The organism is Sphingobium sp. B11D3A (assembly GCF_025961695.1).
In the GTDB taxonomy this organism is placed as follows: Bacteria; Pseudomonadota; Alphaproteobacteria; order Sphingomonadales; family Sphingomonadaceae; genus Sphingobium.
Window position 1 is genome coordinate 797149 of record NZ_JAOQOE010000001.1, and the last position, 16511, is coordinate 813659.

Below are 16511 nucleotides of genomic sequence, written 5' to 3' on the forward strand. Positions count from 1 at the left end.
CTGCACGGGCACCGGGGCTTGTATTCTGGATCAGCCTTCGTGGACGACCTTGGTCACGAGGCAGGCGTGGAGGCCCTCGGGGCCATCCTCATGGCCGTGGCCCGACCACTTGACGCCGCCAAAGGGCGAGTCCGCACCGCCGATGGCAACGCTGTTGACGCCGAGCATGCCGGTCTCGACTTCCCGCGCCACGCGGCGCTGCAGCTTGACGTCGTCCGTCCAGCTGTAAGCGGCGAGACCATAAGGCAGGCGATTAGCTTCCGCGATCATGTCGTCGACCTTGCCGAACGGGTTGATCAGCGCGACCGGACCGAACGGCTCCTCATTCATGATCTCGGCATCGAGCGGAATTTCGCTGAGCACGGACGGGGCATAGAAGAAGCCCTGATTGCCGATGCGCTCGCCACCCGCATTGAGCTTTGCGCCGCTGCTGACCGCGCCACCGATAAGGCGCTCCATGGCATCCGGGCGACGCTCATTGGCCATCGGGCCCATCTGGATTCCATCCTCAAGGCCATTGCCGACCTTGAGCGCCTTGGCGCGGCTGGCGAACCCGTCACGGAACCGCTCGTAGACATTTTCCTGCACGATGAACCGGGTCGGCGAGACGCAGACCTGGCCGGCGTTGCGATATTTGTGGCCGACCATGACATCCAGCACGCGGTCCACGTCGACATCGTCGAACACCAGTACCGGGCCGTGACCACCGAGTTCCATGGTGGTGCGCTTCAGGTCTTCGGCCGCCAGCTTGGCGAGATGCTTGCCGATCACGGTCGAGCCGGTGAAACTGAGCTTGCGGATGATCGGCGAGGCCAGCAGGTGGCGCGACACCTCATCGGGCACGCCGAACACGGCCTGCGCGACGTCCTTGGGGAGGCCGGCATCGAGCAGGCACTGCAGCACACCAAGAGCGGACGCCGGGGTTTCTTCGGCCGACTTCATGATCACCGAGCAGCCCGCCGCGATCGGCGCGCCCAACTTGCGGCCAGGATTGCCGAGCGGGAAGTTCCACGGCGAGAAGGCCGCAACCGGGCCGACCGGCTCATAGGTCACCGTCGAGCGCATGCCGGCCGGGCGCACCAGAGCGCGGCCATAAAGGCGCGAAACCTCGCCGGCGTAGAAATTGAACAGGCCGGCAACCATCATCACTTCGATGCGCGATTCAGGCAGGGTCTTGCCCTGTTCCATCGTGGCGATACGAGCCAGCGCCTCCTGCCGCTCCATAAGCAGACGCGCCGCGCCGGAGAGCACCGCAGCACGCTCCTGCGCCGTGGAGTTGCGCCAGCGGTTGAACCCGCGCTGCGCGGTTTCCAGCGCGCGGTCGAGATCCGCCGCGGTGGCCAGTGGCAGCTCGCCCAGGGTCTCGCCCGTCGCAGGATTGACGATGGTCTGCGTTCGGCGATCACCGCCGGTCACGGCCTCGCCATCGATGATCATGTGCAGGGCAGGATAATTGGTCATAGCCATCCTCTCGGGACTCTCAGCAAAACAGAGTGACGCCGGACCAAAGCCCGGCGTCGCGCAATATCCCCTGTGAGAACTCAATGATGAGTCGTCAACTCCCCGCAGGCATTGCTTTGCTCACAGCCGCAGCTTCTGCTGCCTCCAGGCGCTCGATTTCCTCACGATAGGGCTTGCAGGCACGCCACATGCTGATCGTGGCGAGCGGCAGCAGCACGAGCGCGGTGATGAAGATCGCCTGCCACAGCCGTGCCTCATCCCGCACGACATATTGCGCCACCACACCGATCACGAGGCTGCCCATCGCGCCGAAGAAGGTGAACATAAACAGGTACAGCGCCGTCACCTGCCCGCGCATGGCTTGCGGCGCGACGCGCTGCACGGCGGCATTCTGCGCCGGCGCGCCCGCAAGGCCGAAGAGCGTCGCCACAGCCATCGCGCCCATGGCGAGGTGCCCGGTCGGCATCAGCGGCGCGGCCAGCGTGCAGATGGTGACCGCGGTGAAGCAGATCGCTGCCGTGCGAACGTTCGCGTCCTTATACTTGCGGCCGAACCACGAGACCATCAGGCCGCCCAGCACAAGGCCGGCGAGCTGCGCGACCAGCAGCATGGGCGCGAGCACCGCGCCGATCTGCGCCTCGTCCATGCCATAGGTGCGCACGAGGAAGGGAACGCGCCAGAAACCGATACCCTGGCTTTCCGTCGCGCTGAGCGCCAGCGCGATGAACAACGGGTAATAGACCATGCCCTTCGCCTGAATGCCGCGAATGGCGTCGAAGCCCATGAACGTGGCGATCTTGCGGCCGAAGCTGGCTTTCTGCGGCACTGCGATCGGGTCGGCGACCGCGGCACGGCGCGCCGGCTCCTTCACCAGCAGGAACAGCAGCGCCGCCGGGAAGGACAGCAGGCCGAGGCCGATCAAGATCCACTGCCAGTTGAAGATGCGCAGGCCCCACACATAGCTGGTATCCCAATGCGATACCGCGCCGATCATCATCCCGCCGAACAGCACGCCAAGCGTGGTGCCGCCGATGAAACCGAACTGCAGCAGCGCGAAGGCAATCGGGATTTTCTTCGGCCGGAACATGTCGACGATGAGAGAATAGGAGCCGGGGCCATGGGCCGATCCGCCCGCGCCCAGCAGCATCCGCGCCGCGATGAACTGGCCGAAGCCCTGCGCCAGACCGCTCAGCATGGTGACACCGCCCGTCACCGCCGCGCTGATCGCGAGGATCATCTTGCGCGGATAGATATCCACGAGCCGGGCCAGCGGAATGCCGACGAACACGTAGAAGATGATGCTCGCCGGGCCGCCCAATATGCCAAGTTGCGTATCGGACAGGCCGAAATCGACCTTGATCCGCTCCGCCAGCATTCCGAACACGGTGGCATCGAAGAAGCTCAGGAAGGTGGCGATAATGATGACAGTCAGCGCGAAATAGGCACGCGGGCTGGAGGGCCATTGCTGCGACGCGGCCCCAGCATCGTCGCCCGGCACGGAGTGTGCCGCCTGAGGTGCCATTGCCATGTCGTGAATTCCTCTCTGCTCGCCCTGGCGCCGCACCGGTTCCATTTCCTGCGGCTCGTTATCCTGCCAGTTTCAACCGCTGAGATTGATTCTGTCCAGCTTTAATTGCACAGGCGAAGCCCCTCGTCTAACCTCTTGCGAGCCTGCGCCATGGCACAGGCAGAGGAGAGGACATCATTATGCCGAACGAAACCGGGCGCCCTACAGCGGCGCAGGAGGATTATGCCGCCGATCGCGCCGCGATCATGCAGCTTGAAGCCGAGTATCTCATGGCGCTCGATTGGGGCGATGCCGAAAGCTACGCCGCCCTGTTCGCGCCCGAAGGCGTGCTGGAATGGGCAGGCGGCACCGCCGTCGGGCCGGAGGAAATCTACAAGGAAATCGGCGTCTACAAGGAAGCCATCAAGCAATATTATGGCGACGACGGCTCAGGCCAGCCTGTCACGCTGCGCCACTTCATCACCAATCAGGCCATCTATGTGCATGGCGATACGGCCAAGGGCGTGATCTACTGGTTCGAGGTAGCCAATAACGGCACGGGACATACCCCGCATATCGGCAGCTACGGCCATTATGAGGACAGGATGCGCAAGGTGGATGGCGCCTGGAAGTTCGTCAGCCGCAAGATTTTCAACGAACAATTACCGAGCCGTCGCGCCGGCGCCGAAAATCCGGGACGGGCGGCGCGGCTGCCATAAACATGTCATCACATTTGGGCTCCTGCGAAGGCAGGAGCCCAGGGCAGCCACGCGATGACTGTGCTGAGTGAAACGGGGTGCCCGTAATGAGCGCCCCGCCCTATCTCAATCGCGATAGCAGACCTTGCGGGCAGCCTTCACGACCCGCGCCGCATCGATCAGCGCCGCCTTTTCGAGATTGGCCGCATAAGGCAGCGGCACATCCTCATTGGTCACGCGCAGCACCGGCGCATCGAGATCGTCGAAGCCCTGCTCCATGCAGACCGCCGCAATCTCGCTGGCGATGGAGCAGACCGGCCAGCCCTCTTCGACCACCACGAGGCGGTTGGTCTTCTTGAGGCTTTCCAGCACCGTCGCGGTATCGAGCGGGCGCAGCGTGCGCAGGTCGATCACCTCGGCATCGATGCCGTCGGCGGCGAGCGTTTCCGCTGCCTCCAGCGCGACGCCAACGCCGATCGAGTAGCTCACCAGCGTCACATCCTTGCCGGGACGGACGATGCGTGCCTTGCCGATCGGCAGGACATGATCGTCAAGCTGCGGCACCTCGAAACTGCGCCCATAGACCAGCTCATTCTCAAGGAACACCACCGGATCTTCGCTGCGGATCGCCGCCTTGAGTAGGCCCTTGGCATCCGAGCTGTCATAGGGCGCGATCACGATCAGGCCCGGTACGGCCGCATACCACGGGCCGTAATTCTGGCTGTGCTGCGCGCCAACCCGGCTCGCCGCGCCATTGGGACCACGGAACACGATCGGGCAACGCATCTGGCCGCCGGACATGTAATTGGTCTTGGCGGCCGAGTTGATGATCTGGTCCATCGCCTGCATAGCGAAGTTGAAGGTCATGAACTCGACGATCGGCTTGAGACCGCCCATCGCAGCGCCGGCACCGATGCCGGCAAAGCCATGCTCGGTGATCGGCGTGTCGATCACGCGCTTGGGGCCGAACTCGTCCAGCAGGCCCTGGGTAACCTTGTAGGCGCCCTGATATTCGGCGACTTCCTCGCCCATCAGGAATACGCGCGGATCGCGCCGCATTTCCTCGGCCATGGCATCGCGCAGCGCTTCGCGGACAGTCGTCTTGACCATCTGCGTGCCTTCGGGGATCGCCGGGTCCGTCACCGCGCTCGCCTTGCTACCCGAGAGATTGGCGGTGCCGCTCTCGGCCTTCTTGGGCGCCTCAGCCTCGTCCGCAGCCTTGGGCGCAGCTTGCGCTTCGGCCTTGGGAGCTTGCGCAGCCGGTGCGGGCGCTTCTTCGCCTTCGCCGGACAGCATGGCGATCACAGTGCCGACCTTCACATTGTCGGTGCCCTCGGCAATTAGGATCTTCTCGATGGTGCCTTCATCGACAGCCTCGAACTCCATCGTCGCCTTGTCGGTCTCGATCTCGGCCATGATGTCGCCGGCCTTGACCTCATCGCCTTCCTTGACGAGCCACTTGGCCAGCGTCCCCTCTTCCATCGTCGGCGAGAGGGCCGGCATCTTGATCTCGAGACCCATCAATACTGCTCCACCAGCACATCGGTATAAAGTTCGGCCATGTCAGGCTCGGGCGAGGTTTCCGCGAAGTCGGCCGCCTCGCTCACATCCTTGCGGATCTTCGTATCGATGGCCTTCAAATCCTCTTCCTTCACGCCGGCATCGGCGAGAATCTTCTTGAGGCCCTCGATCGGATCGGACGTGTCGCGCATGTGCTGCACTTCGTCGCGCGAGCGATATTTCGCCGGATCGGACATCGAGTGACCGCGATAGCGATAGGTCTTCATTTCCAGCAGGATCGGCCCCTTGCCGGAGCGGACATATTCCAGCGCCGCCTCGGTGGCGCCGCGCACCGCCAGCACGTCCATGCCATCGACCTGGATGCCCGGAATGCGGAAGCTCTCGCCGCGACGATAGAGCTGATCCTCGGCGGAGGAGCGCGCCACGGAGGTGCCCATGGCGTACTGGTTGTTCTCGATCACATAAATGATCGGGAGCTTCCACAGCTCGGCCATGTTGAAGCTCTCATAGACCTGGCCCTGATTGGCCGCGCCGTCACCGAAGTACGCGACGCACACGCCGCCATCCTCATTATACTTGTGACCGAATGCGAGACCGGTGCCGAGGCTGACCTGCGCGCCGACGATGCCGTGACCGCCGAAGAACTTGTGCTCCACGCTGAACATATGCATCGAGCCGCCCTTGCCGCGCGAAATGCCGGCCTCGCGGCCCGTCAGCTCGGCCATGATGATCTTGGGATCGATGCCGTAAGCGAGCATGTGGCCATGGTCGCGATAGCCGGTGATCACGCTATCCTTGCCGGGCGTCAGTGCCGACTGGATGCCGACCGCAACCGCTTCCTGGCCGATATAGAGGTGGCAGAAGCCGCCGATCAGGCCGAGACCGTAAAGCTGCCCGGCCCGCTCCTCGAAGCGGCGGATGAGCAGCATCTGACGGTAGAATTCGAGCAGCTCTTCCTGGCTCGCGTCATAGGGATTGGGCTCACCGGGGCGCTCCCGGTTATGGTCCGCAGACGGCGCCGTGGCAGTGGATGCAGGGGCATTTTGCGCGCGTCTGGAAGCTGGCTTCGCCAATGTTTCAGGTCCTTCTCGCGTGGCTGTTACAGCCAGCTATAGGCACGGCACTGGCAGGAGCGCAATGTCCAGATAGGTTAAATGGGTGGCGAAATCTGGTTAGTCGACCGCGCCCATGTTCATTTCATCGGAACGACGACTTCATCGGGGTGCGTGACGCCAAGCTGCTTGCGGACCAGCTCATCGACCATATCCGGATCGGCATGGCGCGGATCGAGCAGCTTCACCCGATTCTCCAGCGCGGCCTTCTGCTTGTGCAGCGCCGACAACTCGGCCTGCCGCTGCTTGAGCTGCCGGCTGTAATCGGACCAGGCGAGAATGCCGTTCGGGCCAATGATGGCATAGCCAATGAAGAGCAGGAGCAGGAAAATGGCAATGGCCGGCGTGAACGCCGAACCAAGAAGAAACCTCAATTTTGCCAGATGCGCCATGGGCCCTTGGAATCACGCCGACCGCTTCAATGCAAGTCCAAAATGAACGAATGCGACAAATTGCATTAACTTTGTAGACAAGCCGTCGGCCCGGGGGATGCGCAACGGATCGTTCGCCTCCACCCGGACGGTTAAAACGCCTTAGCGGAAAATCGACGTTCCCGCATAATAAGCGCGGTCACCCAGCTCTTCCTCGATGCGGATGAGCTGGTTGTACTTGGCGAGCCGGTCGGAGCGCGCCAGCGAGCCGGTCTTGATCTGGCCGCAGTTCGTGGCGACCGCCAGGTCGGCAATGGTCGCGTCCTCAGTCTCACCCGAGCGGTGCGACATCACATTGGTGTAGCGCGCCCGGTGTGCCATATCGACGGCGGCGAGCGTTTCGGTCAGCGAGCCGATCTGGTTGACCTTGACGAGCATGGAGTTGGCCAGCCCCTTCTCGATGCCCATGGCGAGGCGCTTGGGGTTGGTGACGAAAAGATCATCGCCCACCAGCTGGCACTTGTCGCCGATCTTGTCGGTCAGGATCTTCCAGCCCTCGAAATCGTCCTCGCTCATGCCGTCCTCGATCGACTTGATCGGGTAGCGCGCGACGAGATCGGCGAGATAGTCGGCCATTTCAGCCGGGGAGAGCGTCTTGCCCTCGCCGGAGATCACATAGCTGCCATTCTTGAAAAACTCGGTCGCTGCGCAATCGAGCGCCAGCACGACATTCTCGCCCGGCTTGTAACCGGCCTTCTCGATGCTCTGCATGATGAAGTCGAGCGCTTCGACCGTTGAAGCGATGTTGGGCGCAAACCCACCCTCGTCGCCAACGCCGGTCGCAAGACCCTTGTCGTGCAGGCCCTTCTTGAGCGTGTGGAAGATTTCCGAGCCGATCTGCACGGCGTGGGCGATGCTCTCCGCCCCCACCGGCATGATCATGAACTCCTGGAAGTCGATCGGATTGTCGGCATGTTCACCGCCATTGATGATGTTCATCATCGGCACCGGCAGCACATGGGCGGAGACGCCGCCGACATAGCGATACAGCGGCAGGCCGCGCGCATCGGCAGCCGCCTTGGCCGTCGCGAGGCTCACGCCCAGAATGGCGTTGGCGCCGAGCCGCGCCTTGTTCTCCGTGCCGTCCAGTTCGATCATCGCGGCGTCAACATCGCCCTGGTCCTCGGCATCCATGCCGGTGATCGCCTCGGCGATCTCACCGTTCACTGCATCGACGGCCTGAAGAACGCCCTTGCCGAGATAGACGGACTTGTCGCCATCACGCTTCTCGACCGCTTCATAAGCGCCGGTGGATGCACCCGAGGGAACGGCGGCGCGGCCGAAGCTGCCGTCTTCCAGCAACACGTCGACTTCCACCGTCGGGTTGCCGCGGCTGTCCAGGATCTGGCGGGCGTGAATGTCGAGAATTGCGGTCATGGCTGTGCCTTCCCCTTCCGTCTGGCAAATTATCGGCGCGGATTAGCGAGCGCACTCCCTCATGGCAATGGCGGGCGGCTCGGCTTATCTTGCTGTTTCTGTGCAATGGCGGGAACATTTGCCGCCGCAGGTCTGTTAAAGAGGGCGAGCCTTGCTATAACAGGCAAGCCTGTTCTGTATCAAAAGAGGAACCCGCCATGGCCGAGACCAATAGCACTGGAACGACCCGCAAGAGCACGTCGAAGGCGACGTCGGCGCGCAAGGCTGCATCTGATGCGGCGAGCGCGAAGTCGGCTGCGCTGTCCACGGCAGCAGAGGCGCGGGGCGCGGAGACCGGATCGAGCACCGACTGGCGCGAGCAGGCCGGCGAATTTGCCGAGCAGGCTAAGGCCACCGCACGCGGTGCCGCCACGACGGCTAAGAACACGACAGGCGATGCCCTTCATGGCCTCTCGAAGCTGATCGCCGAGACCGCCGAGACCGTCGATTCCAAGCTCGGCCCGCAGTATGGCGATTATGCCCGCAAGGCTGCGGAAACCGTCGCCGGCGCGGCGGACTCGCTGGACGCCAAGGATATCGACCAGCTCACCGAGGAAGCGCGCAACTTCGTGCGCAAGAGCCCTGCGGTGGCGATCGGTGCGGCGGCTGTGGTTGGCTTTGTGCTCATGCGCATGATGCGGGGCTCGTCGAGTGACAGCTGAGGCTGGAAGGACCGGCCGGCATTGATCGATGAGTGATCCCGACACCATGCACACTGCGGCGGGCACCCCGCCGGACCCTGAAGACGCGCTTGAAAAGGAGACCATTGGCGAGAGCTTTTCGCGGCTGATTGCATCGGGCCGCGAACTCGCCGAGGCGGAACTGACGTGGGCGAAGCTCAAAGCGGGACTGATTGCCGCGGCGGCCCGCCGCGCGGCGCTGTTCGGCGTCCTCGCCTTTCTGTTCGTCAGTCTGGCGCTTGTTGCGCTGGTCGCGGCGGCGGTGATTGCGCTCGCGCCCTCCGTGGGTTGGCTCGGCGCAGCTCTGATCGTGGCCGGCGTTCTCTTGCTGCTCGCTTTACTCTGCGGCCTGATGGTCAAGCGTGCCCTCTCCCCCCTCAGCAAGGCAGACCGGCCATGAGCAGCGCGCCCTCCCCCCTCGAGCTGGCCGAGGCCCGCCAGCGCGCGGATGGCGCAAGAGAGCGCTTCCGCTCTGCACTGGACGGGGTTCGCGAGCGGTTGAGCCCGGCGCACTTGAAGGACGACGCCGTCGAGGCGGTTCAGCACAAAGTTTCGCAGGCCAAACAGGCCGCGCGGGGGACGCTGCGTCGCCATCCCGTCCTGACGACGCTGGGCGCGACCGGTGCGGTCGGCCTTCTCTTCTGGCGCCCTGTGCGATTCATCTTGCTCTACGTGATGCGTGGTGCTTGGCTCGTCTGGTTGAATCGCGCTCTGTGGAGCCAGAAAGAGGACAGTTGATCAGACGATGACCGCCCCGAAGACGAAGGAAGGCCGCCCAACGGCTTCTACGCTTGACCAGGTGAAGGACAAGGTCGGGAGCACGCTTGCCACGGTGCGCGAGCGGGGCGAGGACGTGGTCGCCGACACGCGGGAGAAGGCCTATCGCGCGGCCAATGAAACCAACCGGATGTTTCAGGAACATCCCATCGCGGCAGTAGCCGCGGCTGCAGCAGCCGGGGCCGTCATCGCCATTTTCCTGCCCAAGCTCGCCATCGGATCAGCTGCGGGCAAGGCCGGACGGGCGGCGCAGCAGGCCGTGCGAAACTCCGGCGCGCGCCAAGCGGCGCAGACCATGTTCGCCAATCTTGCAAAGACGGAAAAGGCCGCGCTTCAAACGGCGGCGGTCGAAGCCGCCCGCCTGATCGGCAAGCGCATCAAGAAGCCGCGTTCGGACAAGAAATCGAACGCCTAGGATCGCAAGGCCAGTATCGCCATTCTTGGCAGAACCGGCCGAGGCTGCTAGCAAATCGAAAACGCCCAGGCGCCTCTTGCCGGGCATAAATCCGGAGCACTTTCTTGAGCCTCATGCACCTCGTAATGGGCGGTCGCGTCAAAGACCCGCAGAAACTCGAATTCGAAGATCTGAACGCCATCGACATCGTCGGCATCTTCCCGAACTACGCCAGTGCCGAAGCGGCGTGGCGAGGCGCGGCGCAGCGGACCGTGGACGACGCCGAAATGCGCTATGTGATCGTCCATCTGCATCGCTTGCTCGATCCGAGCGCGGATGATGCCGAGGATCACGCTCACTGACAGACTGGTACGGGTGGCGGTGTTAGACCAGCGCTGCCACGCCCGTCAGGACGCCCGGAACCGTCGGGCCAGCAAGGGGCGCGCGAGCAGCAGGCCGGCGATGAAGCCGCCGATATGGGCGCCCACGGCGATCCCGCCGAAGAAACTGTCGAACCCGCCGGCCAGCGCGATTAGCAATTGCAGGATGGTCCACGCCGCGCCAAGCCAGACCATGCGCACGATATAGGCCGGGACAGGCCCGATCGCCTTCACGCCGCGCTGGCTGTAGATGAACGCATAGGTTCCGAGCACGGCGGAAATCGCGCCGCTTGCGCCGATCATCGGCACCCAGCCCTCCCCTTGCGCATAAAAGAAACTCGAAAGCCATTGCCCGAGCGTTGCGGCGTAGGCGCCGACGACGTAGATCACCACGAGCCGGCCTGGACCGAGCAGATTTTCAACGAAGCGGCCGCAGAAGATCAGCATCAGCACATTGAAGCCCAGATGCATCCACCCGCCATGCAGCAGCGTGGCGGTGAGCGGCGTGATCCACAGCGGCAGCCACGGCACGTTGAAGGTCAGCGCTTCGGACGACGAGAGCAACGTGACGCGCTCGGAAATGAACCCGGCAATCAGCGCCGCCCGCCCCATCTCCCCGGTGAGATACAACGGCAGGAAGACGATGACGATGATCGCCGCCAGAATGTTGGTCGCCGGACCTTTGGGAAGCTGCATCGCGATGTCAGCCGACTGCGGCGCGAACCGACAGCGTGAACGCTGCCGGTGCGGCAACCAGAAACGACATAATCATGGCGCGGCTGCGGATCAGATGAATTCGATCTTGTTGACCAGATAGAACTTGTCGCCGGACGGCACCGTCACCTCGACATCCTCGCCGACCTGACGCCCGATCAGGGCGCGACCAAGGGGGCTGTTGTAGCTTATCATGCCCAGCTTCGCGTCCGCTTCGGCCTGGCCGACGATCTGGTAGCGCACCGGCTTGTCATCCTCGTCCAGCAAGGTGACCGTGGCGCCAAAGATGATCTTGTCGCCCGACAGCGTGGTGGGGTCGATAACCTGCGCGCGGGAGAGCTTGTCTTCTAGATCGGCGATGGTCGCCTCGACCTGGCCCTGACGCTCTTTGGCGGCGTGATATTCGGCGTTTTCCGAAAGATCGCCATGGGCGCGTGCCTCCTCGATCGCATCCACGATCTTGGGACGCTCGGCCTTGAGCGCGCGGAGCTGGTCGGTCAGCTTGTCATAACCGACTTGCAGCATCGGCATCTTCTCAACGGTCGCCATCTCGACTCCCTATTTCCAGCGCAACAATGCGCGAACTCCCTAGTCCGCCGGGGATCCGGTCGGCCCGCAACTGATTTCTTGTGTTCTGGAAGATCAGTCGTGCGACGCCTGATAATAGGATTGCAGCGACTTCACTTCAAGAGGACGCGCACGCAAAGCCTCAATTGCGTCCACGGCAGCCAGACTTGCCGCCGCGGTCGTGAAGCTCGGCACCTTGCCACGCAACGCGCTCGTGCGGATCGCTTTGCTGTCCTTGAGCGACTGCCAGCCTTCCGTGGTGTTGAAGATCAGGTCCACTTCGCCATCCGCAATGCGATCGACAATATGCGGGCGGCCCTGCGCGACCTTGTTCACCTTCTCCACCGGCAGGCCGTTCTCCGCAAGGAAATCGGCCGTTCCGCCGGTTGCGACGATCTTGAAGCCAAGATCGGCAATCTTGCGGGCCCCGGGCAGGATCACGCTCTTGTCGCTATCCTTAACGGAGATGAAGACCGTCCCCTGCTTGGGCAGCACCGTGCCCGCGCCGATCTGCGCCTTGGCGAAAGCAGTCGCGAAATCGCTGTCGATGCCCATGACCTCCCCGGTCGACTTCATCTCCGGGGAAAGGACCGGATCGACACCGGGGAAGCGATTGAACGGGAACACGGCTTCCTTGACTGCGATGTGGCGGATCGCATTGCGGTCGATCTTCGGCAGGCTCGCAAGCTTCTCGCCGGCCATTACCCGCGCGGCGATCTTGGCGATCGGCGTGCCGATGGCCTTGGCCACGAACGGCACTGTGCGCGAGGCGCGCGGATTGACCTCGATGAGGTAGACCAACCCATCCTTGACCGCGAACTGGATGTTCATGAGGCCCCGCACGGAGAGCGCGCGGGCCAGCACATCGGCCTGCCGCTCGATCTCGGCGATGAGATAATCGGGGAGGCTGTAAGGCGGCAGCGAGCAGGCGCTGTCGCCGGAATGCACGCCGGCTTCCTCGATATGCTGGAGCACGCCGGCGACGACGACATCCTCACCATCGCACAGCGCATCCACGTCCACCTCGACAGCGTCGCGCAGATACTGGTCGATCAGCACCGGCGAGTCGCCCGAGACCTGCACCGCCGTGGCGATATATTCCTCAAGCTGCGCCTGCCCGTCGACGATCTCCATCGCCCGGCCACCCAGCACATAGCTCGGGCGCATCAGCACCGGATAGCCGATGCGATTGGCCACCGCGATGGCTTCTTCCCGGCTGCGGGCAATGCCGTTGGCCGGCTGCAGCAGGCCCAGTTTCTCGATCAGCGCCGCGAACCGCTCGCGATCTTCGGCAAGGTCGATGGCATCCGGCGAGGTGCCGAGGATAGGAATGCCGGCCTCTTCCAGCGCCTGCGCCAGCTTGAGCGGGGTCTGCCCGCCAAACTGCACGATCACGCCGACTAGCTCGCCCTTCGACTTCTCGACATGCAGGATCTCCAGCACGTCTTCCGCCGTCAGCGGCTCGAAATATAGCCGGTCGGACGTGTCATAATCGGTGCTCACCGTCTCCGGGTTGCAGTTGATCATGATCGTCTCATAGCCCGCATCTTCCAGCGCGAAGCAGGCGTGGCAGCAGCAATAATCGAACTCGATGCCCTGGCCTATGCGGTTGGGTCCGCCGCCCAGGATCACGACCTTGCGCCGGTCGCTCGGCTGGCTCTCGTCCTCCGGCTCGCCGAAGCTCGGCGCCTCATAGGTCGAGTACATATAAGGCGTCTTGGCCTCGAACTCGGCCGCGCAGGTGTCGATCCGCTTGAACACCGGACGCACGCCGAGCTTGTGGCGCAGCGCGCGCACTTCCTTCTCGGTGACGCCGCCGGTCATCGCCACCACGGCATCGCGGACGAGGCCCGAGCCGCGCTTGATCGCGTTGTCCATGCCACCGGGGATGTTGGCCGACTGCAGCGCCAGCCAGGCAAGGCGCTTGTCCGAAAAGCCCATGGACTTGAGCTTGCGCATGGCCTCCGCATCGCGCGGCAGGCCATTGGCGAGCACGCCCTTCTCTGCCTCGACGATCTCGGCAAGGCGCTGCAGGAACCAGGGGTCAAACTTGGCGACGGCATGGATTTCATCCACGCTCAGCCCTTCACGCAGCGCCTGTGCCGCGATCAACAGCCGGTCCGGCGTCGGCTGACCCAGCGCCGCAACGATCTGCTCCTTGGGCGCCCCGACCAGATGATCGACCTGATTGAAACCGGCGAGGCCTGTCTCGAGCCCGCGCAGGGCCTTCTGCATGGATTCGTGAATATTGCGGCCAATTGCCATCACTTCACCGACGGACTTCATGGCGGTTCCAAGCAGCGGCTCGGCGCCCTTGAACTTTTCGAACGCAAAGCGCGGGATCTTCGTCACGACATAATCGATGGTCGGCTCGAAGCTTGCCGGCGTAACACCGGTGATATCATTGGTGATCTCGTCCAGCGTGTAGCCGACCGCCAGCTTGGCCGCGACCTTGGCGATCGGGAAGCCAGTGGCCTTGGATGCCAGCGCCGATGAGCGCGACACGCGCGGGTTCATCTCGATGACGATCAGCCGCCCGTCCTTGGGATTGACTGCGAACTGTACGTTGGAACCACCTGTTTCCACGCCGATTTCGCGCAGCACCGCAATGCTGGCGTTGCGCATGATCTGATATTCCTTGTCGGTCAGCGTCAGCGCCGGCGCGACAGTGATTGAGTCGCCCGTGTGGACGCCCATCGGATCGACATTCTCGATCGAGCAGATGATGATGCAGTTGTCCGCGCGGTCGCGAACCACTTCCATCTCATATTCCTTCCAGCCGAGCAGCGATTCCTCGATCAGCACTTCGGTGGTTGGCGACGCGTCGAGACCGGACGTGACGATGCGGACGAACTCTTCCTTGTTATAGGCGACGCCGCCGCCGGTGCCGCCCATGGTGAAGCTGGGGCGGATGATCGCCGGCAGGCCGGTGAACTCCAGCGCGGCCATGGCTTCGTCCATGGTGTGCGCAATGCGCGAGCGGGCGCTTTCGAGGCCGATCTTGTCCATCGCGTCACGGAACTTGAGCCGGTCTTCCGCCTTGTCGATCGCCTCGGCATCGGCGCCGATCATCTGCACGCCATATTTCTCCAGCGTGCCATCGTTGAACAGCGCCAGCGCCGTGTTGAGCGCGGTCTGCCCGCCCATCGTCGGCAGGATCGCGTCAGGGCGCTCCTTCTCGATGATCTTGGCGACGATCTCCGGCGTGATCGGCTCGATATAGGTCGCATCGGCCATTTCCGGATCGGTCATGATCGTCGCGGGATTGGAGTTAACCAGAATGATCCGGTAGCCCTCTTCCTTCAGCGCCTTGCAGGCCTGCGTGCCCGAATAATCGAACTCGCACGCCTGGCCGATGATGATCGGGCCAGCGCCGACGATGAGGATCGAGGAGATGTCTGTTCTTTTTGGCATTATTTGTTCCGAGCCTCGTTCCCGGTGGAACCGATTTTAAGATCCTTGCGCGATCGCACCTTGTCGAGCGCGCATTGAAGGGCGTTGGTCTCGCTGACCGATGGCAGGGCCTCGCGTCGCAGCATGTCAAAGCTCACCCGATCCGTACCATGGGCCACCAGCCGGACGACCTGGTCGGCGCCGCAGGTGGCGACCATATGATCGAGCTGACGCTGCAACTGGCTCTGATCGCCTGCCGCGCCCGCCGCAAGGAGCGCGAGCGCAATCACTTTAGCCCCTCCACGAACCGCTGGAACAGGTAGAAGCTGTCCTGCGGCCCCGGCGAGGCTTCGGGGTGATATTGCACGGCGAAAGCCGGCTTGTCCGTGAAGGCGATGCCGCAGTTGGAGCCATCGAACAGGCTCACATGGGTCTCGACGACATTGGCCGGCAGCGTGGCAGTATCAACCGCAAAGCCGTGGTTCATCGAGGTGATTTCTACCACGCCGTCTTCCAACCGCTTGACCGGGTGATTGGCCCCGCGATGGCCCTGATGCATCTTGGTGGTCTTCGCACCGGCGGCCAGCGCGAGCAGCTGATGACCAAGGCAGATGCCGAAGATCGGCACATTCTCGTCGAGCAGCTTTCGGATAACCGGCACGGCATAGTCGGCTGTCGCCGCGGGATCGCCAGGACCGTTGGACAGGAAAACACCGGCGGGGTTGAGCGCCTTGATCTGATCGTAGGAGGCCGTGGCGGGGAGCACCGTGACTTTCGCACCGGCCTTAACGAGGTTGCGGAAGATATTGTCTTTCGCGCCGAAATCCATGGCGACGACATGGGGCCGCTCGCCCGCTTCCATCGCCTCATAGCCAAAGCCGAGGCGCCAGGCGCCGCCTGTCCACTCCCGCTGGGCGCCGGTCACCTCGATGGCGAGGTCCATGCCTTCCAGCCCGGGCCAGGCCTTCGCCTTCTCATGCAGCGCCGCGAGATCGAACTGGCCCTGCGGATTATGGGCGATCACCGCATTGGGCGCGCCCTTCTCGCGGATCAGGCGGGTCAGTGCCCGCGTATCGACACCTGCGAGACCGATCCGGCCATTGGCCTTCAGCCAGGCATCAAAGGGCTGGACGTTGCGGAAGTTGGATGGCGCGGTCACATCCTCACGCACAATGCACCCAAGCGCCCAGGGCTGCTGGCATTCGACGTCATCGGCATTGGTACCGACATTGCCGATATGCGGGAAGGTGAAGGTGATGATCTGCCCGGCAAAGCTCGGGTCGGTCATGATCTCCTGATATCCGGTCATCGCGGTGTGGAAGCACAGCTCGCCGACCGCATCTCCCTCGGCACCGAAGCCGCGCGCGAAGACGACGGTGCCATCGGCTAGAACCAATACCCCCGTCGCTCCTTTGGGCACGGTCGGGTATTTGGCGTTCGCCATGGCTGTCTGATCCTTC

17 protein-coding genes are annotated in these 16511 nt (G+C 63.4%); 6 read left to right on the top strand and 11 right to left on the bottom strand.

Going from position 1 to position 16511, the window contains the following annotated elements:
• Nucleotides 1-30 precede the first annotated feature (30 nt).
• Both M2332_RS03830 and M2332_RS03835 read right to left on the bottom strand, forming a co-directional pair.
• On the bottom strand, nucleotides 31-1461 hold the full coding sequence (locus M2332_RS03830) for an NAD-dependent succinate-semialdehyde dehydrogenase (RefSeq protein WP_264573038.1): 1431 nt from the start codon (nucleotides 1459-1461) through the stop codon (nucleotides 31-33).
• Nucleotides 1462-1555: 94 nt separating this feature from the next.
• Nucleotides 1556-2989: an MFS transporter gene (locus M2332_RS03835; RefSeq protein ID WP_264573039.1), complete on the bottom strand. Its 1434-nt coding sequence runs from the start codon at nucleotides 2987-2989 to the stop codon at nucleotides 1556-1558.
• Nucleotides 2990-3168: 179 nt separating this feature from the next.
• On the opposite strand from M2332_RS03835, the gene M2332_RS03840 reads away from it, so the two are divergent.
• Nucleotides 3169-3687, top strand: coding sequence for a nuclear transport factor 2 family protein (locus M2332_RS03840; protein WP_264570607.1), 519 nt, complete (start codon nucleotides 3169-3171; stop codon nucleotides 3685-3687).
• Nucleotides 3688-3792: 105 nt separating this feature from the next.
• Here the strand turns inward: M2332_RS03840 and M2332_RS03845 are convergent, their stop codons facing one another.
• The 4 genes from M2332_RS03845 to eno all read right to left on the bottom strand — a co-directional run bounded on the left by M2332_RS03845 (nucleotide 3793) and on the right by eno (nucleotide 8107).
• A complete protein-coding gene (locus M2332_RS03845) occupies nucleotides 3793-5187 on the bottom strand; it encodes a pyruvate dehydrogenase complex E1 component subunit beta (protein WP_264570608.1) in 1395 nt (464 codons plus the stop codon).
• Nucleotides 5187-6260 (bottom strand): pyruvate dehydrogenase (acetyl-transferring) E1 component subunit alpha, encoded by a 1074-nt coding sequence (pdhA, locus tag M2332_RS03850; RefSeq protein WP_181559911.1) that lies wholly within the window; start codon nucleotides 6258-6260, stop codon nucleotides 5187-5189. The genes M2332_RS03845 and pdhA overlap by 1 nt, the downstream gene beginning before the upstream one ends.
• 119 nt (nucleotides 6261-6379) lie before the next feature.
• Nucleotides 6380-6691, bottom strand: a complete 312-nt coding sequence (locus tag M2332_RS03855) for an FtsB family cell division protein (protein WP_181559912.1) — start codon at nucleotides 6689-6691, stop codon at nucleotides 6380-6382.
• A 141-nt stretch (nucleotides 6692-6832) separates the two neighbouring features.
• Nucleotides 6833-8107, bottom strand: a complete 1275-nt coding sequence (gene eno / locus M2332_RS03860) for a phosphopyruvate hydratase (protein WP_264570610.1) — start codon at nucleotides 8105-8107, stop codon at nucleotides 6833-6835.
• 197 nt (nucleotides 8108-8304) lie between these two features.
• On the opposite strand from eno, the gene M2332_RS03865 reads away from it, so the two are divergent.
• The 5 genes from M2332_RS03865 (at nucleotide 8305) to M2332_RS03885 (ending at nucleotide 10359) form a co-directional block, all read left to right on the top strand.
• Nucleotides 8305-8808 carry a hypothetical protein gene (locus tag M2332_RS03865; RefSeq protein WP_264573040.1) on the top strand — a complete coding sequence of 168 codons (504 nt, stop codon included), beginning with the start codon at nucleotides 8305-8307 and terminating at the stop codon, nucleotides 8806-8808.
• Nucleotides 8809-8836: 28 nt separating this feature from the next.
• Nucleotides 8837-9226, top strand: coding sequence for a phage holin family protein (locus M2332_RS03870; RefSeq protein ID WP_264573041.1), 390 nt, complete (start codon nucleotides 8837-8839; stop codon nucleotides 9224-9226).
• The gene (locus M2332_RS03875; protein ID WP_264573042.1) at nucleotides 9223-9564 is read left to right on the top strand and encodes a hypothetical protein; all 342 of its coding nucleotides are present in this window, start codon (nucleotides 9223-9225) and stop codon (nucleotides 9562-9564) included. Before M2332_RS03870 ends, M2332_RS03875 begins: the two co-directional genes overlap by 4 nt.
• Before the next feature lie 61 nt (nucleotides 9565-9625).
• Nucleotides 9626-10018 carry a hypothetical protein gene (locus M2332_RS03880; protein WP_264573043.1) on the top strand — a complete coding sequence of 131 codons (393 nt, stop codon included), beginning with the start codon at nucleotides 9626-9628 and terminating at the stop codon, nucleotides 10016-10018.
• A gap of 104 nt (nucleotides 10019-10122) precedes the next feature.
• Nucleotides 10123-10359 (top strand): DUF4170 domain-containing protein, encoded by a 237-nt coding sequence (locus M2332_RS03885; protein WP_181559918.1) that lies wholly within the window; start codon nucleotides 10123-10125, stop codon nucleotides 10357-10359.
• Between the two features lie 45 nt (nucleotides 10360-10404).
• Here the strand turns inward: M2332_RS03885 and M2332_RS03890 are convergent, their stop codons facing one another.
• The 5 genes from M2332_RS03890 to carA all read right to left on the bottom strand — a co-directional run bounded on the left by M2332_RS03890 (nucleotide 10405) and on the right by carA (nucleotide 16495).
• Entirely contained in the window at nucleotides 10405-11073 is a 669-nt protein-coding gene (locus M2332_RS03890) for a rhomboid family intramembrane serine protease (RefSeq protein ID WP_264573044.1), read from the bottom strand.
• 90 nt (nucleotides 11074-11163) lie between these two features.
• Nucleotides 11164-11640, bottom strand: a complete 477-nt coding sequence (gene greA / locus M2332_RS03895; protein WP_181559920.1) for a transcription elongation factor GreA — start codon at nucleotides 11638-11640, stop codon at nucleotides 11164-11166.
• Nucleotides 11641-11733: 93 nt separating this feature from the next.
• Nucleotides 11734-15072, bottom strand: coding sequence for a carbamoyl-phosphate synthase large subunit (gene carB, locus M2332_RS03900; RefSeq protein ID WP_264570617.1), 3339 nt, complete (start codon nucleotides 15070-15072; stop codon nucleotides 11734-11736).
• Complete coding sequence (locus M2332_RS03905; RefSeq protein ID WP_264573045.1) at nucleotides 15072-15341, bottom strand: hypothetical protein; 270 nt, start codon at nucleotides 15339-15341, stop codon at nucleotides 15072-15074. The genes carB and M2332_RS03905 overlap by 1 nt, the downstream gene beginning before the upstream one ends.
• A complete protein-coding gene (gene carA / locus M2332_RS03910; protein ID WP_264573046.1) occupies nucleotides 15338-16495 on the bottom strand; it encodes a glutamine-hydrolyzing carbamoyl-phosphate synthase small subunit in 1158 nt (385 codons plus the stop codon). The genes M2332_RS03905 and carA overlap by 4 nt, the downstream gene beginning before the upstream one ends.
• Nucleotides 16496-16511: the final 16 nt, after the last annotated feature.